Annotated in this window: 15 protein-coding genes and 1 pseudogene; 8 read left to right on the forward strand and 8 right to left on the reverse strand. The window is 66.4% G+C overall.

Annotated features, from left to right (window positions below):
* Positions 1–557, reverse strand: a 557-nt coding sequence (locus QNJ12_RS00005) for a type I restriction endonuclease (RefSeq protein ID WP_300617144.1), incomplete at its 3' end; no start/stop codon positions are given.
* A gap of 152 nt (positions 558–709) precedes the next feature.
* On the opposite strand from QNJ12_RS00005, the gene QNJ12_RS00010 reads away from it, so the two are divergent.
* The 3 genes from QNJ12_RS00010 (at position 710) to QNJ12_RS00020 (ending at position 3,212) form a co-directional block, all read left to right on the forward strand.
* The gene (locus tag QNJ12_RS00010) at positions 710–1,720 is read left to right on the forward strand and encodes a DUF222 domain-containing protein (RefSeq protein WP_300617147.1); all 1,011 of its coding nucleotides are present in this window, start codon (positions 710–712) and stop codon (positions 1,718–1,720) included.
* Positions 1,721–1,830: 110 nt separating this feature from the next.
* Positions 1,831–2,409: a hypothetical protein gene (locus QNJ12_RS00015; protein WP_300617150.1), complete on the forward strand. Its 579-nt coding sequence runs from the start codon at positions 1,831–1,833 to the stop codon at positions 2,407–2,409.
* Positions 2,406–3,212, forward strand: a complete 807-nt coding sequence (locus QNJ12_RS00020; protein ID WP_300617153.1) for a DUF1828 domain-containing protein — start codon at positions 2,406–2,408, stop codon at positions 3,210–3,212. Before QNJ12_RS00015 ends, QNJ12_RS00020 begins: the two co-directional genes overlap by 4 nt.
* A gap of 134 nt (positions 3,213–3,346) precedes the next feature.
* On the opposite strand, the gene QNJ12_RS00025 is transcribed toward QNJ12_RS00020, so the two are convergent.
* From QNJ12_RS00025 to QNJ12_RS00045, 5 genes are all read right to left on the reverse strand, one after another.
* Positions 3,347–4,951, reverse strand: a complete 1,605-nt coding sequence (locus QNJ12_RS00025; RefSeq protein ID WP_300617156.1) for an ATP-dependent helicase — start codon at positions 4,949–4,951, stop codon at positions 3,347–3,349.
* Positions 4,948–6,645 carry a hypothetical protein gene (locus QNJ12_RS00030; protein ID WP_300617159.1) on the reverse strand — a complete coding sequence of 566 codons (1,698 nt, stop codon included), beginning with the start codon at positions 6,643–6,645 and terminating at the stop codon, positions 4,948–4,950. Before QNJ12_RS00030 ends, QNJ12_RS00025 begins: the two co-directional genes overlap by 4 nt.
* 222 nt (positions 6,646–6,867) lie before the next feature.
* On the reverse strand, positions 6,868–7,428 hold the full coding sequence (locus QNJ12_RS00035; RefSeq protein ID WP_300617162.1) for a hypothetical protein: 561 nt from the start codon (positions 7,426–7,428) through the stop codon (positions 6,868–6,870).
* A 267-nt stretch (positions 7,429–7,695) separates the two neighbouring features.
* Positions 7,696–8,910: a restriction endonuclease subunit S gene (locus QNJ12_RS00040; protein WP_300617165.1), complete on the reverse strand. Its 1,215-nt coding sequence runs from the start codon at positions 8,908–8,910 to the stop codon at positions 7,696–7,698.
* Positions 8,907–10,982: a class I SAM-dependent DNA methyltransferase gene (locus tag QNJ12_RS00045; RefSeq protein ID WP_300617168.1), complete on the reverse strand. Its 2,076-nt coding sequence runs from the start codon at positions 10,980–10,982 to the stop codon at positions 8,907–8,909. Before QNJ12_RS00045 ends, QNJ12_RS00040 begins: the two co-directional genes overlap by 4 nt.
* Before the next feature lie 90 nt (positions 10,983–11,072).
* Between QNJ12_RS00045 and QNJ12_RS00050 the strand changes: the two genes are divergently transcribed.
* A complete protein-coding gene (locus QNJ12_RS00050; RefSeq protein ID WP_300617171.1) occupies positions 11,073–11,333 on the forward strand; it encodes a hypothetical protein in 261 nt (86 codons plus the stop codon).
* A 125-nt stretch (positions 11,334–11,458) separates the two neighbouring features.
* Positions 11,459–13,033, forward strand: coding sequence for a long-chain fatty acid--CoA ligase (locus QNJ12_RS00055; protein ID WP_367281731.1), 1,575 nt, complete (start codon positions 11,459–11,461; stop codon positions 13,031–13,033).
* A gap of 39 nt (positions 13,034–13,072) precedes the next feature.
* Here QNJ12_RS00055 and QNJ12_RS23655 read toward each other — a convergent pair.
* Positions 13,073–13,515, reverse strand: a pseudogene (locus tag QNJ12_RS23655) (class I SAM-dependent DNA methyltransferase); the annotation flags it as partial.
* Positions 13,516–13,643: 128 nt separating this feature from the next.
* Between QNJ12_RS23655 and QNJ12_RS00070 the strand changes: the two are divergent.
* Positions 13,644–14,864, forward strand: coding sequence for an HNH endonuclease signature motif containing protein (locus QNJ12_RS00070; RefSeq protein ID WP_300617177.1), 1,221 nt, complete (start codon positions 13,644–13,646; stop codon positions 14,862–14,864).
* 694 nt (positions 14,865–15,558) lie between these two features.
* On the opposite strand, the gene QNJ12_RS00075 is transcribed toward QNJ12_RS00070, so the two are convergent.
* A complete protein-coding gene (locus QNJ12_RS00075) occupies positions 15,559–17,853 on the reverse strand; it encodes a hypothetical protein (RefSeq protein ID WP_300617180.1) in 2,295 nt (764 codons plus the stop codon).
* Positions 17,854–18,078: 225 nt separating this feature from the next.
* Between QNJ12_RS00075 and QNJ12_RS00080 the strand changes: the two genes are divergently transcribed.
* Both QNJ12_RS00080 and QNJ12_RS00085 read left to right on the forward strand, forming a co-directional pair.
* A complete protein-coding gene (locus QNJ12_RS00080; protein ID WP_300617182.1) occupies positions 18,079–18,816 on the forward strand; it encodes a hypothetical protein in 738 nt (245 codons plus the stop codon).
* Positions 18,798–19,733, forward strand: coding sequence for a hypothetical protein (locus tag QNJ12_RS00085; protein WP_300617185.1), 936 nt, complete (start codon positions 18,798–18,800; stop codon positions 19,731–19,733). Before QNJ12_RS00080 ends, QNJ12_RS00085 begins: the two co-directional genes overlap by 19 nt.
* The last annotated feature ends 76 nt before the right edge of the window (positions 19,734–19,809 follow it).

A 19,809-nucleotide genomic window follows, 5' to 3' on the forward strand; every position in this document is an offset into this window, starting at 1 on the left:
TCGCGGTCGCGCCGGTACTGGGCCTTGGCGTCTTCGGCGGTCTGCCCGGTGAGGTGGTTCTTGATCTCCGCGGTGGCGACCGGGATGCCGTTGAGGAACAACCCGACGTCGACCGTCTTGGTGGACGACGGGTCGTACGGCAGCTGCCGGGTGACGGTCAGCCGGTTCGCCTGATACTTGGCTTCGAGATCAGCGTTGAGCCCCGACGCCGGCCGGAAGTAGGCGAGCCGGAACTCGGCCTTCTCGTGCCCGGCGTACACGACCCCGTGCCGCAACACATCGACCGTCCCCCGACTGTCGAGCTCCTTGGCCACCCGCGAAGCGAACGCCCGCTGCGCCTCATCAGCCGACGAGTGCGACTTGCGGACCTTCTCCCACTCCTCACCCTGCGTCGCCCCGATGAACGCAAACAACTCCGCCGTGTCGAGCGCCAGATCAGCCGAGAAGTCATCATCCCGATCAGCAGCGTTCCAAACCTTCGCCGTAAGGTACCCGCCTGCGGACGTCAGCGAGTCGCAGATCGCCGTCTCAAAGGCCTGCTCCGATGGACCCGCCACCTCTCCGAACGTAGCCGGGGCGCCCACGCGCCCGCGGACGCGTCGACCCGGTAACTCTGTCACAGCCCCTGATTACGCTGAGGTCGAGCGAGCTCGACCAAGCCCCTCGCTGAACGGGCGGTCCGAACCACCAGATCATCTGGAGGCCGACCATGGCTGCTCGCACATCTTCCGTCCTACCCACGCTTCCGCTGACGCGTGACCTCAACGACGCCCTCACCACCTGGTCCACCAGCCAGCGAACGGTGATCGGCTTGGCCGCCGACTTCGCCGACTCCGGCGAGTGGATGGCCACCGCCGCCGTGTCGGCGGCGCACTGGATCGCCGCAGTGGCCGACATCGAAGTCTGTACGGCGAGGGAGTGGATCCGCATCGGTCGGAAGCTGCACTCGCTGAAGGTGATCGCTGACCTGTTCGAAGCCGACGAGCTGTCGTACAGCAAGGTGCGCGCCCTGTCGCGGGTCGCCACACCCGCGAACGAGCAGCACTTGGCGGCGATTGCCGTCGACGTGCCCGCGGGCGCGCTGCCGCGGGCGATCGCAGCGTGGATGCACCGCAACAGCGACGACCGCAAGCTCGAACGGCTGCAGCACGAGCAGCGATCAGTGACGTGGCGCAACGAGCCCGACGGCATGGTCACCTTCTCGGCCCGGCTCCCACCACTGGTCGCCGGTGTGTTGATCAGCCGGCTCACCACCCACGTGATGAGCACAAGGCCAAACGCCACTGCGATCGAGCAATGGCCGAGCCTCGCCAAACAGTACGCCGATGCTTTGGAACACCTACTGCAGGTTGGAGCGGGAGACGTGACGACCGAAGTGATCGTGCACGTCCGAGAGGACGGCGCCACTTTCGACGACGGTACGGCAGTGCCGATGAGCGTGGTCGAACGGATTGCGCCCGACGCGTTCATCCGGGCGCTGATCCACGACGCCGAGAACCGCCCGATCAACGCCAGCGCCAAGCGACGCCACCCAAGCGCCCGCCAGAAGCGGGTGGTGAAGGAACGCGACCGGGTCTGCGTCGACTGCGGAGCCACGATGCTCCTCGAGTACGACCACGTCCCCGACTTCGCCCATACCAGCCATACCGTCGTGGACGAACTAGAACTGCGCTGCGCCCCGTGCCATCAGCGCCGACACGAACGGAGGGCGGCTGCGTGAGAAGCTACGCGCAGCTGCGGACATGCCGGCCGGCCTGGAGTAGGCCGGTCAACGTTCGGCGTTACGTCCGCGAAGACGTGGCGGATCACAGCGAGGTCTGCCCTGGTCGTATGCCAGAGTTGACGACAGTGGCCACCCGAGATCACCTGGACCGTGCCGTCATCAGTCAGCTTCGTAGCGCGCCCAAGGCCTGGAACGGCATCTTCACCGACGACGTTCTCAAGGCCGTGGACGCGAACACAGACCCGCCGAATACGAAGGTCCCCTTGGCCACAGTTTCCGCGGGTGGGCGGACGTACAACCTGACGGTGATCGTCCGGGTCGGGCCCCGGCACCCAACGGACTTCTCAGTGATCCTGCAGGCCAAAGAGCAGTACCAGCCGGACGACGCCAGGTTGCTGCGCATCAACGGTCCGCACATCCCGGACCACAGAAACAAGCTCGACAAGGCAGTCGGCTACATCCCGCCCATGACCGCACACGCGCACTACGCCACAGAGCGGTACCTCCGTGCCGAACAGGCTGGGAGGGCAGTCGTTCACGACGGCTTCGCGCTACGGACGAGACCCGTCACCTCCCTCGTCGATGCGCTTCGGGTGTTCGCCCGTCGTGCCAACGTCTCCAGTGGTCAGCTACCGTTGAATGTTGCACCCGATCGTCAAGATGGGTGGCCGAGGGCCCTGCCATGAGCATCGTTGAACGCACTTCCTGGGCTGATCAGCTCAAGCAAGCCTGGTGTCGCGAGTTCGACGTCGTCGAGATCGATGGGGGCTCCGCCGCAGTGGTGACACCCTTCTACAGGCCTGACGGCGACGGCATGACCGTGGTCGTCGAGCGAAGAGACGACCGTTGGATCGTTTCGGACCTTGGCCACACCCAATCTTGGTTCGATATCGAGGGGTTCGACGTGACGGAGGGCCGCCACGTCATCCTCGATCGGATTGGCACGCGATTCCGTGGCCAGTGGGACGGCTCGGCGTTTGCGCTGGAACTCGACTCGCCGCCGACGGTCGAAGACATCGCCGGGTTCGTTCACATGCTTGCGGAAGCTCATGCGATCCCAGAGATCCAGCGCCGAGTCGATCTCGGCGCTGAGAGATTCCGAACGACGGCCAGAGCGCGCGTGCAGCAGCGTCTCAGATTCGGCGATCGGGCCCAGCTCAACTGGAACCCGCCCGAAGATCAGCAGCGCTTGTTCCCCACCGACCTCTGGATTCCATCCGAGCGAGCGCCCGTGGCCGCCTTCTTCGCTGCCAGCGACGACAAGATCAATCAGACGGTGATCATCGCCGATCAGTACCGCGACTGGAGTCTGGATCTGCAGCCGCTAATCCTGCACCGCAACCTCAGGTCACGTGCGATCGATCGCGCAGCGTTCCGACTCGGCAATGAGAATGTCGTATCACTCCCCGTCGATCAACAGACGCGCTTCGTGATGCGAGCCGCCGAGCGAAGACTCGAAGAGCTGGGCGTTGAGCTAGCCGCCGCTTGACGCCTCTTCCACGCCGAGCAGAGTGGAGCAGCGCAAACCCCGAGGTCGTTTGCACACACGTGAGGGTTGATCAGGCAGGGACCCCACGAGTCGCCGGTGAGCTTCGACCTCCTGCCTGTGGGTGGCCGCTGGGGCTACGTCAGAGATCCGAACGGTGCAACGAGTGGGTGGGGGTCGCCCCCCAGGATCACCGTGATCTCCTTTCGCGCACGGGTGAGTACGACGTACAACAGGCGTGATGCCTCAGGAAATGGCTCGACCTCCCTGCCGTGAAAGTCGCTGTCGCTGAACAGGATCACCACAGCGTCCGACTCGCGGCCCTTCGTTTGGTGGAGGTTCATGACTTGTACGGCGGGGGAGCGCCTTCTCCGACTGTCGAACATGGCGCTCGCTCGCATCTGGCCAATTGCTGCGGCCAAGTCGTCTAGGTGCCGCTCCCCCCGACCTTCGGTGCGCTTGCAGAGTGAGATGAACGAAGGTGCGGACCGTTCCCACGGCGCATTGCCGGCGACGACGCCGAGCGACGTCCATGCCTCGGCGGCCACCGCCGCTACCTCTGCGAGCGACTCCTCCGCAGCGTTGACAAGACTGGCCATGACGCCATCCAGGCGTTCCTCGAGCGCCGACGGCAATGGCGTGTCGGACGCGAGAGCATGAGCCAGCGGCGGCGGGCTGCCACGGGTGCTCGCGGTTAGGAACGTACCTAGTGCGACCTTGACGTCCGGCCATTCGGCCTCGCGATAGGCGTAGCGTGTGGAGGCAAGCATCGCGTAGAGCGCGTCGGCCTCCGCATCGGGCAGTCCAACGAGTTCGTGCTCGACATTCGCGTCGGCGAGCTGCAACGAGAGCTCGGCGACACTTTGGTTGCTGTGGGCGAACACCCCGAATGTGCGGCACCCGCGTTGCCAGGCCCCGTCGAGCGTGCCCCCGATCAGCTCAACGACTCCGTCGTCCTCAACACCAGAGTGAATCCGCAAACGACCCTCGGCGATCGCGTCGCGAACTGATTCGTCACCAAATCGCCGCTCTCGGATTGAGCTCGCGAGCGCTGGGATCGCGCCAGTTGGATCGCGATGGGAGACCTGCTCGAGCTCGACAACTCGGTCGACCAACGTAGCTGTGTCGCGGATCCGTCCGGGTTGGACTCCCTTGTGAGCGAGGAACCCGAAGATCGACTGATGCTCATCGCCAAGGAGCATCAAGCGCGAAGACACCCGGAGCATGCTCAGCAAGTCCCAATGCTCATCCCCTGTGTCCTGAAACTCATCGCAGACCACCATGCACCACCGTTGAGCGAACAGGCCCGCAACAGCGGGTGTCTCCAGCACACGGAGTGCCAAGGGCATCAGGTCGTCGTAGACAAGTCGGTCCACTGACTGGCCAAGGAGCTTCGCTTCGGAGGCAGACTGAACTGTCGGATTGCGCTCGGTGACGCCCGCAAGGTGCCCAAAACGTCTCAGGATGCGGTAAGCGAATGAATGAAACGTCGACACCTCGATCCGACTCTCGATGCCGGAGACCACAGCTTTCGACCTCGTTGCGATCTGGTCGACGGCCGTTCGGGAAAACGTGAGAAAGAGCGCTCGGCTACCGGCGTTCTCGGGCCGCTCCAACTCGGTGCGAGCTGCCCAGAGCGCCAACGACGTCTTTCCGGTGCCCGCTCCACCGATCACTAGGAGGGCGTTCTCGCGTGCGTCGACCGCTTCGCGCTGCTTGGCCGTGAGATCCGACCGATTCACAGTTGCTCGACGCCTTCCAGGCGCTGCCTGCCGGCGTCGATGATCTTCTCGAGCACTGCACGCAACCGAGGTGGCACTCTGCCCCTAGGTAGGAGTTCCACGAACTGTGCGTGAAGACCCCCGCTGCTCTTGAGCGCCTTCTCCACTGCCTTGCCGAGCGGACGTCCCGAAAGCTCGTCAAGGCCCGAGGGCGGTTGTGCTCCGGTAGCCGAACACACCATCTTCAGGGTCTTGGTGAGGACTCCGTCGTCGAGCGCACTCACGATCGCTCGCTCGACCGCGAACCCGTCGGGCAGTCTCACGACGCAATCGGCTGCTGCTTCGGCGTCGGCCAGAGCCTGCTCGCCGGCCTTGCCAGGATCCCCATCGATGACTGCGACCGTGTGAAACCCGAGGTTCCGCGCCAAGCCCGCTAGTCGAACAACCGAAGACGCGCCACCGGAACCATCCGCTGCGCCAGCATCCACAATCGCGATGCCGAAACTGGCAGGAAGCGGCTCGCCCGACCTTAGGAACCTGCGCCGCGCTAGCGCATCAAGCGCCGCGCGATCATGAGGTCCCTCTACGATCGCGACGGTTGCGGCAGACGCAGCGGGGAGCAGCTGCATGCTCAAATGTCTCATTGCGATCCGCTCAGCCCGCGTCGTGGGCGGGTCCAGCTGCGACGCCAGCCGCCCACCCGACTTGGTATGGAGCCTGACAATCTCCTCGACGCGAAACACGCCCAGCGAGGACGAACGCCGCGTTGAGATCCACGCCTGACCAGCGTGACGGCGAAGTGTTGCAGATAGGTGCTCAGAACTGATGGGGTCTAGGTCCTCCCCGAAGTCATCAACCAGCAACACCATGCCTGGCTGTCCGAGCGCCGCTATCGCTTCTCCAGCCTGTACCAGGGCTGTGGAGCTTGCACCATGGCGATGAAGCGGCAAGTGCCCCGGCGGCCCGAGATCGATCGCCGGCTGAAGGCTTCGAAGCAACCCCGACAACGAGCCGCCCTCGGGGACGAACTGGACCAAACCGTCATCGTCAGCATCAATCCCGAGCGGTCCCGCCACCGGCGTAAGCACCTCTCCCACCAGGCTGCTGAGATCAGCTGACTTCGCAAGCACCTCACCGGCTGAAGCAACTGAGTCAACAAGGTTGTCGAAGTCATCCGCAATGGTTCGGCTTCCAACGCTGTCGAGAAGTCTCCGAAAGTCAGCCCGAGGATGCAGCCGCAGCGGCCGCCGCCTGCTCTCGACGACCGTCACGGGAAGCCGGTCGTGGAGACGTTTCGGCACCCTCACGAATGTCCCAGCGGAAGGGTCGCTCTCGTCGGGGAAGTCGACCCAGTGGGTAGCTTGCTCTTGATCGGCATCCCACTCCGCGCGGTAGCACAGCCGAAGTACCCACTCCACTTCGGCAGATGAGGCCGCTTCGGTGGGAGGACGCGAACCGAAAAGGTCGGACTGCTCGTGGTCCCATGCTTCCAAATGATCGATGAAGTCTTGTTCGAGTTCCGAGCCAAGATCTCCGAGCACAACCTCCACCTCGGCCCGTTGTTCTGTAGTCGTCATCCAGAAGTCGAGTTCTGAAGGCGTCGTGTATCGGATTGCGTCCGAGGAGAGAACGCGTCGGAGCCCTTCGAGCAGATCGGAGCGGCCGGCTCGCGGCTCGCCGACCAAGGCGACGTGACCATCAGGCCAGAACGTCAAGTCCTCGAACCCTCGGAACCGCCGCAGCGAAACTCGTAGAACTTGCACAGGTCCCGTCCCCGCTCTCGTCTGACGCGTGTGTGCAAAGACTAAGAGATGCTAGGCCGCCCAGGCGCCTGCATTTCAGGGGTCGCCGAGCTCAGCGACGGCAACGACCGAGGCATTGATAGCGGCGCCCCAGCCGGTGCACGGTCGGCCGTGATGCGCACCGCAGCTCCTTGCCTAGTTGGCCGAGGAAGAACCCAGGTCCTCTCGCTCCATCCATGCGTCGTGGAACTTCTGAGCGTCCCGGACTCGCCGATTTACGGCCCACCGGCGTTGACGAGACGGTGTGCGGCCCTCGGAGTAGGCATAGGCAATCGCCTTGTCGAGCGCAACTCGTAGCTGATCAGCACGGTCAAGAAACTTTTGCCCCGTGGCCGGGTCGGACTTGTAGTGCTGAACGTAGTCACCGACTCGCGTCATGAAGTGAAGTCCGTCATCGAGACCAGCGAGGTGGTAGCGCAGCTCAGTGCGCATCCGCTTCAGGGCGTCGCGATGAATGCGCATCCGGGCGATCCACTCGGAGGTGTCCTGACCGCGTTCAACACGCCGTAGGTAGGTCGTCGAGGTCGCCATGATGCCACTGATGTCCCTAGCGAGCTGCTGGAGAGATGGTCCGAGGCCATCTCGATGCGCATTGCGCGCGGGTTGACGCCACCGCATCAGGGCAGCAACCAGAACTCCGACAAGGGCGAGCCCCGCCGTTATCACTGCCGCAACGACTGTCGGATCCGCCGTCACGTCGTTGACCGTAGACGGTCGGTCGTGCTTTACTTGAGGCCAGCCCGGGAGAAGCCCTGGCTGCAGAGAAACCAAGGAGGTTTCTGTGATGAGGAATCACATGTGGTCAAGCAGTCCACCAATGCCTGCTTGTCACCGCTGCAGCTAGGGCTCTTATACGGCCCTTTCGGGAGAGGCCCGGGGATTGTCCCCGGGCCTCTCGAGTTTTTCGGTGAGCTCCCGCGACGCCTAAGGCGCCCGGAAGCAGCCTGCTGGACCAAGTGTCGTTCATGCAGAGTGCGGCGCGCCGAGGTCGCCCGTCACGGCGGCCGTGACGAGGGCCCGACGGCGTTCGGCCAAGAGGCCAATATGCCTGGTCAGCGTCGCGACCGTCCCATCCAGGATCCGCCACGCATCGCGAGTATCAGCGACGATTCGCCGTTGCTGATCGACCGATGGAAGCGGGACACGAAGCGACTTGAAGATCTCCAGGTTGATCATCTGACGGGTTGACCCTTGGGCACCGAGGCGGAAGCGCTCGGCAGCGCTCGGGGAAGAGCACGCCAGTGCCACGTACTCCGGGTCAGCGACTCGGCCATCGACGCGTCCGCAGAAGCACTTGCCCTTCACGATTGCCGGGCCGAGATCGGGCGCCACGCAAGCACGACCGGCGTGGTTCCGTTCGTCACCAAGCGCGGCGGCAAGCAGATCGCCCTCGCGCACCCGATACCTGGTGAACTCCGGTTGGCGCTCGAGTGGGAGGTACACCAGTTCGTCGCCTCGGAACTCGGCGAAGCCGATGTTGCCGAGGCGAATCACGGCCATCCCGGAGTCCACGTAGTCAGCGGAGCTGAAGGCACTGCCAAACGGTCCGTCCGTCAGGAAGGTCAGCATCCGCCGCAGCGGCACCAGGTCAGAGGCACCTTCTGCGGCCAGTTCGTCGAAGGTCCTCCACCGCCGTTCTTCGAGGAGGTGGATTAGTTGTTGCTTCTTGGCGATCAGGGCGTCGATGCGGGCGGTCTCGGCGTCCAGGTAGTCGGCGATCGCCCGTTGCTCGGCCAGCGGCATGTCTGGGAAGGGGAAGTTCCCGACCTGTTCCGCGTTGAGGTTGTCCTGCGTGTTGCTGCGAGTCAGCCCGCCAAGCGATGGGCGAAGGTGCTCGAGCCAGTACCGGATGAATCGTTCATCGCTCAGGCCCGGCCGTGGTGCGATGCCGAGCAGCGCTTGATTCCAGGTCGCCCGGGTGGCGAGACGGCCCACCGCGCCGACGCTCGCGTACATCGCAAACAGCAGTGTGCCAGGCTGCCCGATGGGCAGCCGCTTTGACTCGACACCGCGCTCAGAGACACGCCGGGCCGTAGCCGAGACCGGCTTGCCATCGGACATGTCCCCGATGGACACCCAAGGGACGCCATCGTCCTCCGACTCGCTCCACATGTTCGGGTCGTCGACTGACGGAGTACCACCCGCACGAAGCGAGGCGACCCGCTTCAGCGTCGTCACTCAGTCACCTCACGCAGCAACTCCTGGATCTCCCGCTCGAGCTGCTTGATCTCGGCGTCGATCTCCTCGAGCGGCCGTGGCGGTGTGTGGACGTAGAAGTGCCTCGCGAGGGGGATCTCGTAGCCAATCTTGGTCTTGGTGTGGTCGACCCAGGCGTCGGGGACGTAGGGGTGGACCTCCTGCTCGACGTACTGCTCGACGGCCTTGACGCAGGTGTCGGTGGCGAGGCGGTCGGTGGGGTCGGGTTCGTAGCGCACCGGGTCGGGCGGGAGAGGGACGTTCTCGTTGTCGCGCAGGTCGGCGTCGGGCTCGGGGTGGCCGTGCTTGTCGGTGATCGGGTCGGCGTCGGGGTCGCGAAAGGCCAGGGCGTCGACGATGGCGTTCTCGATCGGTTTGCCCGACAGGTCGAGCTTGGCCATCCAGTGCTTCGCTTCCTGGCGCGCGGCGGCCTCGCTGTCGAAACCTGTCCCGGCGCCTCTGCGGGCGCGTTCGGCCAGTCCCTCGAGCTGCTGCTCGTCGAGCTTGGCGAGCTTCTTGTCGGACAGCAGCGCGTCCGCGGACGCGTCGGTCACCTCCCACCTCAGGCGGAGGGGGCGTTCGACCGTGATGCGGAGGAAGCCGAACGACTCGTTGGGGAAGATCTTCACCCGGGCCTCGTCCTCGTTCTGCTGCTGGTCGAAGTTGCCGTAGAGGCGGACGATCTCGGCGATCTGGGCGTCGCTGACCTCCTTGCGCTTCTCACCGAGGCTCTTGCGCATCTTGGTGAAGTGCGTCCGGGCGTCGATGAGCTGCACCTTGCCCCGGCGGTTCGGGCTCTTGCGGTTGGTGACGATCCAGAAGTAGGTGGAGATGCCGGTGTTGTAGAAGAGCTGGTCGGGCAGGGCGACCACGGCCTCGAGCCAGTCGTGCTCGATGATCCAGCGGCGGATCTCGCTCTCACCGCTGCCGGCCGCGCCGGTGAACAGCGGGGAGCCGTTGAACACGATCGCCAGGCGCGAGCCGCCCTGCTCGGGCGGGCGCATCTTCGAGATCATGTGCTGGAGGAACAAGAAGCTGCCGTCGTTGATCCGCGGCAGGCCCGCCCCATATCGGCCGGCGAAACCGAGCGACTCGTGCTCGTGGCGGACCGAGTCGGCGACCTTCTTCCACTCCACCCCGAACGGCGGGTTGGCGAGCAGGTAGTCGAACCGCTCGTTGGGGTGCTGGTCGCCCTGGTCGCCCGGATCGTCCGGGTCGTGCTGCTTGAGGGAGTTGCCGACCTTGATGTTCGACGCGTTCTGGCCCTTCAGCATCATGTCCGACCGGCAGATCGCGTACGACTCCGAGTTCAGCTCCTGGCCGAACACGGTGAGGGTGGCCTGCGGGTTGTGACTGCGGACGAAGTCTTCCGCCACGCTCAACATGCCACCGGTGCCACACGCCGGGTCGTACAACGTCGCCTTCGCACCCGGCTTGGAGAGGATGTCGTCGTCCTCGATGAACAACAGGTTCACCATCAGCCGGATGACCTCCCGCGGGGTGAAGTGCTCGCCGGCCGTCTCGTTGCTCAGCTCGGAGAAGCGGCGGATCAGCTCCTCGTAGAGGTAGCCCATCTCCAGGTTGGAGACGTGCTCGGGGTGGAGGTCGATCTCGGCGAACTTGCCGAGCACCAGGTACAGCAGCCCCGCCTTGTGGAGCCGGGTGATCTGGGTGGCGAACTCGAACCGCTCGAGGATCTCCTTCGCCTCGGGCGAGAAGCCGTGGATGTAGTTGAGGAGGTTGTCGCGGATGTTGTCCGGATCGTCGAGCAGCTTCGGGATGTCGTACGGGCTGATGTTCCAGAGCCCGTCGGTGGTGGTCATCGCGTCGAGGATCGGTGCGAAGTTCTCGACCTTGCCCTGGAGCTGCTCGTGGCGGGCGAGCATGTCGGCCTTGACCGGGGCGAGCACGCAGTCGAACCGCCGGAGGACCGTGAGCGGAAGGATGACCTTGCCGTACTCCGACTGCTTGTAGTCGCCGCGGAGCAGGTCGGCCACCGACCAGATGAACGCCGCATGGTTCTTGATCGCCTCGCCGTTCGGCACGCCGGTCATCGTGCCACGTCCCGGCCAGGGCCGCGACACCCCTCTGGTAGGTTGGCCGTACCGACTTCCCCTCGCATCACACCGATCGAGGAGAACCGAATGACGGTCGACGACCGCACCCGATTGAATCTGCACCGAAAGCTCGAAGCGGTGCTCGGACACGACGACGCAGACACGCTCATGGCTCACCTTCCACCCGTCACCTGGCAGGACGTTGCGACCAAAGCCGACGTCGACGCGGCGTGCGATCGCGTCCGGGTCGAGTTCTCGCAGGCGATGGAGCGGCAGATCCGTTGGATGGTGACGTTCAACACCGCCCTCGTCGCAGTCGCCCTCGCCGCCGCCCGCCTGCTCTTCTGACGGCTCGCTCCCGTCTCGGCTGAAGCTCGGCGCTCACTACGATCGCCCGGACACACGAGAGGGCACCCATGACGGCGACAGGGGATTCGACGGAGTTCATCGACGAGGCCGAGGCGATCGCCTCCATGACCACCTCGCGCCCGTCCGGGCACGGGGCGATCCGGGCGTACGACTGGATCGGGCATCACGCCCGCAACCGTCCCGACCACGAAGCCGTCCGCGATCTCGGCACCGACCGCACCTTCACCTACGCCGAGCTCGACCGGCGGATCGACGCGATGGCCGCCTACCTCACCTCGCTCGGCATCGGCCGCGGCGACCGGATCGGCGTGCTCGCCCACAACGGCGTCGAATACTTCGACATCCAGTTCGCATGCGCCCGCACCGGATCGATTTGTGTCCTGCTCAACTGGCGGCTCACCGTCACCGAGCTCGAGTACATCGTCGGCGACTCGTCCCCGATGCTGCTCGTCCACGACACCGAGTTCGCCGCCACCGCCACCGAGCTCCAACAGCGCTGCCACATCGCCACCCTCCTCGAGATCGACGGTGGCACCCCCGACAGCGCCTACGAGACCGTCCTCGCCGAACACACCGGCACGCCCGTCACACCGCACACCCTCACCCACGACGACGTGATCACGATCATGTACACGTCCGGCACCACCGGGCTGCCGAAGGGGGCGATGATCACCCACGGCATGAACTTCTGGAACTGCGTCAACCTCGGCGTCCCCGCGGGGATCGGCATCGACACGGTCCACCTCAACATCCTCCCCCTGTTCCACACCGGCGGGCTGAACTGCTACAGCAACCCGGTGCTCCACGCCGGCGGCACCGTCGTCATCCTCAAGACCTTCGACCCGGGCGAGACGCTGCTGGTGCTCGGCGACCCCGACCAGGGGATCACCCACTTCTTCGGGGTGCCGGCGCCGTACCAGTTCATGATGCAGCACCCCGACTTCGACACGACCGACCTCTCCCGGCTCCGCATCGCCGGCGTCGGCGGGGCACCGTGCGCGCTGACGATCATGGAACGCTGGACCGAGCGGGGCGTGCTCCTCGCCCAGGGGTTCGGGATGACCGAGACCAGCCCCGCCTGCATCTTCCTCGACCCGAGCGACGCGCTCCGCAAGATCGGCTCGACCGGCAAGGCGCTGATGCACACCGAATTCCGGATCGTCAACGAGTCGGGCTCGGATTGCGGGCCGGACGAGGTCGGTGAGCTGTGGGTCGCCGGGCCGAACATCACCCCCGGCTACTGGAACCGGCCCGACGCCACCGCCGCCGCGTTCGAGGGCCGCTGGCTCAAGACCGGCGACGCCGCCCGCATCGACGACGAGGGGTTCGTCTACATCGTCGACCGCTGGAAGGACATGTACATCTCCGGCGGCGAGAACGTCTACCCCGCCGAGGTCGAGAACGTCCTGTACCAGCTGCCGGCCGTGGCGGAGGCGGCCGTGATCGGCGTGCCGAGCGAGCGGTGGGGCGAGACCGGCCTGGCCGTGATCGCGTTGAAGGAGGGCGAATCACTGGATCGCCAGCAGGTCCAGGAGTACTGCGCCGAGAGGCTGGCCAAGTTCAAGGTCCCAGCCGACATCGCCATCATCGAGGCTCTGCCGAGGAACGCCACGGGCAAGGTGTTGAAGCGCGAACTGAGAGACCAGTTCGTCGGCACCGGCGAACCGGCGATCACGTAGCGCTGCGCCGTATGGGGCTGCCGTCGTAGCAGCGGCAGGCCCGTACCGACCGGCAAGGCCGAGCGACTCGTGCTCGTGCTTGACCGAGTCGGCGACCTTCTTCCACTCCACCCCGAACGGCGGGTTGGCGAGCAGGTAGTCGAACCGCTCGTTCGGGTGCTGGTCGCCCTGATCGTCCGGGTCGTACTGCTTGAGGGAGTTGCCGACCTCGAGTTCGACGCGTTCTGGCCCTTCAGCATCATGTCCGACCGGCAGATCGCGTACGACTCCGAGTTCAGCTCCTGGCCGAAGACGGTGAGGGTGGCCTGCGGGTTGTGACTGTGGACGAAGTCCTCCGCCACGCTCAACATGCCACCGGTGCCACACGCCGGGTCGTACAACGTCGCCTTGGCACCCGGCTTGGAGAGGATGTCGTCGTCCTCGATGAACAACAGGTTCACCATCAGCCGGATGACTTCCCGCGGGGTGAAGTGCTCACCGGCCGCCGTTCGGCACGGCCGCCGTGTTGGCACAACACGGCCGCGACCGCCGTCCGACGACGGAGCGTGCGCTGAGACGAATCGAACATCAGTTCGAAACTGTGTCACACCCCCTCGTCAAGATGGGCGGCATGGAGATCGGCACCGTCATCGAGCACGTGCGGCACGTGGCCGACGTGCGCACCGATGGCACGGCACCGACCGAACGGCTCGAGTCGGCGTTGCGAGATGTGGGCCGTCTGGAGGCCTGGTTGGCAGGCACCAAGGCGGCGCTCACCTCCCTGCTGGCAGCGCAGGTGTCGTTCCCTGAGAAGACGATCGCCGACTGCACGCGTGGCTCGACCCGCGACGCGATCAACGACACCGCCCGCGCCGGAACGTTGGACGCGGCGCCGTCGCTGGCCGACGCGCTCGACGATGCCCGCGTCACCGTCGGCCACGTCGACGCCGTCACCAAGGCCACCAAATCGCTCGACGCCGACCAGCGCGACGAGCTGCTCGGCCGGCTCGACACGGGGCTGCTCGACATCGCCGCCGTCGCAACGGTGGCCGAGTGGCGCCGACGGCTGGCGATGGAGGTCAACAACATCCAGCGCGACGACGGCATCGACCGGTTCGAACGCCAGCAGCGAGCGACGAGCGTGCGGAGTTGGACCGACGGCGAGGGAATGTGGTGCCTGTCGGGTCGGTTCGACCCGGTGACCGGCGTGAAGCTGTCGGCTGCGATCGACGCCGCCACCAACGCGCTGTTCGCCGAGCAGACGCCGACTACCTGCCCCACCGACCCGGTCGAGAAGCAGCGACACCTGAACGCTCTGGCGCTGGCGGGCCTGATCACCGACGCCGGCGGCACTGGGCGGCCGGGGCGGCCCGAGTACGTGGTGGTCGTCGACACCTCGCAGCCCGACGGCGCTGGCGGGCCCGAGGTCGACTGGGGGATTCCCGTCGAGGTGCCGCACCGCGTGCTGGCCGAGCTGATGGGCGACGGCCGGGTCGAGACCGTGATCGTCCGCAACCGCGTCGTGCTCCACGCACCGGGCGAACTGAACCTCGGCCGCACCACCCGCCTCGCCAACCGAGCCCAGCGTCGGGCGCTGCGGGCGCTGTACTCCAGCTGCGCGATCCCCGGCTGCGACGTGCGTTACGACCGCTGCAAGCTCCACCACATCGTGTGGTGGCGAAACGGCGGGCGCACCGACCTCGACAACCTGTTGCCCGTCTGCACCCACCACCACACCAAGATCCACGACGCCGGTTGGCAGGTCTCGCTCGGCGCCAACCGCGAGCTCACCATCACCTTCCCCGACGGCACCATTCACAACACCGGCCCACCCAGCCGCCGGGCTGCGTGACCGCAGCCGAACGCTCCTTGACAACCGAAGACGCGCGTCACCGATCATTCCCGACCCGCACCCGGCGCGGCGAGACCGACCACTGCGCGCCGACCCCGTCCGCTCGCCACGGCTTGCCGGGGTTCGCTGGCCTCCCGAGCCGGATCCGTGGTCGGCGATCCGGCTCTTCGGGTCGCGGGAGCGCCACCTGGAGGCGGCGGTCGGTGAGCTCCCCTTGAATGACGAAGTTGGGGTAGGCGGCGACCAGCAGTTCCCAGCACCCGTCGCGCTCGGCGTCGTCGGTGACCTCGGTGAAGGTGCAGTTTGGCGGCGGTTGCCATCCACCTCGACGAAGCCGCGCCGGCGGCGACCAGGTCGGAACGACGCTGCCGCTCCCCAGTGCCGCTGCGAGCTCGCGTGCTTCACCCGCGACCCGACGCAACTCGGCGGCTTCGACCTCGCTGCCGACGCGCCTGAGGTGACCTTGCGCGACACCCTGCCTAGCTCCGCCACCGCCGCCCGGCGCTCCGCCAACTCCTCGGTCAGCTCCACCTCGGGCACGTCGACATCTCGCATCCCGGCCAGCTGCCGGTCGAGCGGGATGCCGCCAGCCGGCAACGATCGCTCCGGTCTGGCCATCGCCGCATCCTGCCTCAGGAGTTGCGAGCTGCGCCTGGCACATCTCGCAATTTGGTGCAGCCGGGTGGCGGGTTCGTCAGGCGAGACCCGATCGGTCGATCGGATCGGTCCATTCGGCGGCTGCCGCCCGCAGCACCTCATAGGGGGAGACGCTGGGGTCCTCGTCGGTGCCGAACCGGTCGGTCGCATCGCGACCGAGGCTGTGGTTCACCAGTTCGAAGTACCAGCGACCCCGCACCGTCGCGAACAGCCCGCCTTGCTCTTCGGGCACCGTGCCACCCAGCTCGTTGCCCGATACGGGCTCGGCCGCGTCGCCCAGCACCGACGACAGATGCGCCTCGGCATCGGCGGCTGAAGCGAAGAGCGTGGCGCGCAACCACGACCGCGCCGCCGCCGGGTCGTCGCCGTCGAGATGATCGGTGGGGCGCCACCAGTCCGCCACCGCGCCAGCGGGCGACGCGGCACCCGGCGCACCGAGCACTGCGAACCCGTTCGGGAGGTCGAAGCTGTCGAACAGCTCGACGTCGGCGTCCGACGTGCGCGTCAGTCGCTGGTCGACCAACCAGAGGGCCCGACCGACCAGGCGGACCGAATCGACATCGGTGCCAGCAACGGCACCGCGCGCCGCCTCCTCGATCCGTCGACCGATCTCGAGCATCAACTCCATGTCGTCGGCGTAGACGTCGTCCTTCGGCCGTTCGGCATCGACTCGATCGAACGACGACGAGTTCTCCGGCCAGATGGAGAGACCCACGGCGCCGTCGTGCCGGACGAAGTACGTCCTGTATCTGGTCTCCAGCTCGCCGTCCTCACCGAAGCGCGCCAACTCCTCCTCCACCCGCTGCTGCCACTCACCGTCCCCGAGCGAACCGACGTGAGGAACGAACCGATCGATGAACTCGCGGCGGTCGACACCGATGACGAACTCGGCGTCCATCCGGCGGGCCGAGAATTGCCGGCCGAGCATCTGTTCGACCGACATGCTCACCATGGGAGCACCGGTCAGTGGGTCGACCGATACGTCGATGTCGCTCACCTGCCACTCCTCCGGCAGCTCCGCGAACACGGCGAATGGGACCAGGTCGAGCATCGGATCGTCGGGCACCGGATGTGGGAGCAGCACCGGTTCGGTGGCCAGGCCCAGCCCATCGAGGTGTTCGAGCAGCGCCGCCACCAGTCGCTCGACGAACGCTCCGTCGGCGTTCGCCGCGAGCGACTCGGAGACGTCGACCGAGTACCGGCGGTCACCGGCGACGAACCACACGCTGTCGAAGCCATCGGACTGGAATGCCGACATGAACGCGTTGGCGATCCCGTCGATCGGCTCGGCGAGCCCGACGTCGACGAGTGCGGCAGCGGCGTCGGTCATGGTGACGAAGCGTTCGGCCCTGAGCACGATGACGCCGCTGGGGAACTCGACCCGACGACGACCGGCCTCGACGATGCGTGTCCCATCGAGGTGTTGGAGGTCGTGTTCGAATCGCAACGACCAGTCGACCGGATCCTCGCCTCCGAGCTCGACGATCTCGGCCCACGGGAGCAGGACATCGTCGAGCGAGACGCGGGCGGCGAGGTCGACGAAGCCCGGCGCAGGCGTGTCGGGCTCGACACCCAACTCGTCCAGCAGCCGATCCTGCAAGGTGACCAGGTCCAGGAGGAGCGCCTCCGCCTCGCTGTCGACCAACTGGTCACTGGCCGTCATCTCGAAGTAGCGAAGCCCATGGCGCCGCCCGACGTTCCAACGGCGGAAGACCTCGCCCGCGTCGCGCAGCTCCGTCTCGCCGTATCGGCCCACCCACTCGCCGACCTCGAACCGCTCCCGGACCGCGAAGTCATCGCCGAACGCCTCGAGGTCCGACGTCCGTTCGATGAACGCCGCCTCGTATTCGTCGGCCGCGGCCATGTCGGGGAACTCACACGCCCGCACGTCGAGCCAGCGGTACTTGCTGTCCTCGTCCCCCGCCCAGTTCCGGGTCCAGTTGAACGCGCACGCCGTGGTCGTCGCGTCGTAGGGCGCCGGATCGCCGCCGGGCGTCGGGTCGTCGTAGGGCGGGAGCAGACCACGTTGGTAGTCCGAATACACCCGGACGTCGGCGAGATCGACCATCACGTCCTCGATGAGCGGCGCAACGCCCTCTGGCGACACGGTCGAGGGCCGGGCCGTCGTCGTGGCAGCGAGCTGCTGCGGCTCGGACGTCGCGGACGGCACAGGCGAAGTGCTGATCGAGTTCGGCGATGCATCATCGCCTGGCCCGCTCGACTCCGAGACCAGCGTCGCCTCGGACGATGCGTCACCGTCGCTTCCCGAACACGCAGTGCCGAACAGGGCACCCGCGAGCATGAGGGACGCGACGGTACGAGCCGAGGACATGGCCGCAGTCTGCCCAGACATCGGCCGGCATGACATGGGGACGTCTCCCCGGTACGTCAGGCGACGGCGGGCGTACCGAAGAAACCCGCAGTCGTCAGGGGACTCGTCTCCATGTTCAGATCGGCGACGTCGTGGTGGACTGCGTTCGTGAACGGAGTTGCGCGACGACGAGGGCGGATGGCGCTCGCGGATGCTGTCGTGCGGGCGCGCCGTATCATCCGTGCGATGGATCGCTCGGCGGGCTCGCGTGTGCTCGCGGCCGGGCTCACGCTGGTCGTGCTCGCGGCGGCCTGCAACGGCGACGACGACGGGGCACCGTCCACGACCGCTGCGACGGTGGTCGTGACCCCGACCGAGCCGTTGACGACGAGTGTCCCCGTCACGATGCCCCCGACGACCGACGCGACGCCTTCGACGACCGACAGGACGGATGACACGACGCCGACTACCGAACCTCCCCCATCGACGACGGCACCGCCGCCGACCACCGATCCGAGCGACGAGGCGGTGCGGCAGGCGGTCCTCGACGCGGTGGTCGAGAGCTGGCGGGTGTTCAACGAAGCCAAGCTCGACCCCTTCAACGACGAGAAGGTCGCCGCCCTGGGCGACGTCCGCGGCGGCCAGCTGCTGATCGACTCGACGGACATCATCGCCCGCTATCGGGTCGAGAACCAACGTTCAATCACCAACCCCGACCTTCCTGCCACGATCGAACCGATCCCTGAGACGATTGAGCTCGATGCGGCGCGAATCAGCGCGACCGTGACGTACTGCCGGATCGGGTCGAACATCTTCGTCGAGACGGAGGGCAATCCGGACGGAAGCGACCTCGTGATCGATGACTCGATCAACGCCTACCACGAGACCGCAGAACTGGTCTTCACGGATGGCGCGTGGATCGAGGTCGGCGGCTTCCAACTCGAACGATACGACGGAGCGACCGAGTGTCCGCCACTGTCGTGAAGCGCCTCATCCTGGTCACGACAGCCGTCGTGGGGGCACTCGGCGCCACGGCAACGCCGTCATCAGCCGACGAGATCGACAGCGATCGGCCCCCGCCACCTGAGCCGCCGCCAACAGTCGTGGCGACAGTGTCGAACTTCGAGCAGGAGACCGACGAGCCCCCGCCAGACGCTCCGCCACCGCCGTGCTCGTGGTACTACCCGGCCTCATCGGAAGAGGAGGCCGACATCCACAACCGCGTCACCGAGATCGTCAACGAGACCCTGCAGGTGGTCTTCTTCGAATCCCGCAGGATCACCGTCACCTACTACTACGCCGAAGGCGTCCTCAACCGCTGGAACGAGTCCGATGGCGAGTTCGAGTGGCGCATCAAGGCCGACTGCCACGGCGACAAGTCCCGCTACGGCGTCGCCGACGGGGAGATCGACTACACGTCCACCGCGCCACCCGACCCGTCGATCCTGCTGCGACGCACGACCGTCGCCGTCACCGAGGAGATCGACGTGCCGCCACCCGCCATCAACCCCGCCGGCGCCGCTGCGATCAACCTCGGGCTGTGGCTCGGCGTCGAGCCGATCCCGCCGGTGGTTGCCGAGGCGACACTCGGCCCGCTCTGGGCCCGCACCACCGCCACGCTGGCGAGCACTTCGTTCGACCTCGGCAACGGTGAGACCGTCACCTGCGCCGGCAACGGGACCCCGATCCCGGAGAGCCAACTCGACACGCTCGACGCCGGGCCCTGCGGCTACACGTACACGACCACCGATGACCTCGACGTGACCGAGATCGGTGTCACGGTGACCTGGCACGTCACCTGGGAACTGTCGAACGGCCGCACCGGCCGCGAACCCGACATCGTCGTCACCACCACGATTCCGTACGAGGTCTACGAGATCCAGACCGTCGGCACCGGCTGAGCAAGTCCGATCCCGATCGCCGTCACTTCCCGGATCTGCCGGCGAGCTCGTCCGGAAGAGCGTTGTGCCTGGCACA

This window comes from Ilumatobacter sp. (genome assembly GCF_030065885.1).
Taxonomy (GTDB): Bacteria; Actinomycetota; Acidimicrobiia; order Acidimicrobiales; family Ilumatobacteraceae; genus Ilumatobacter.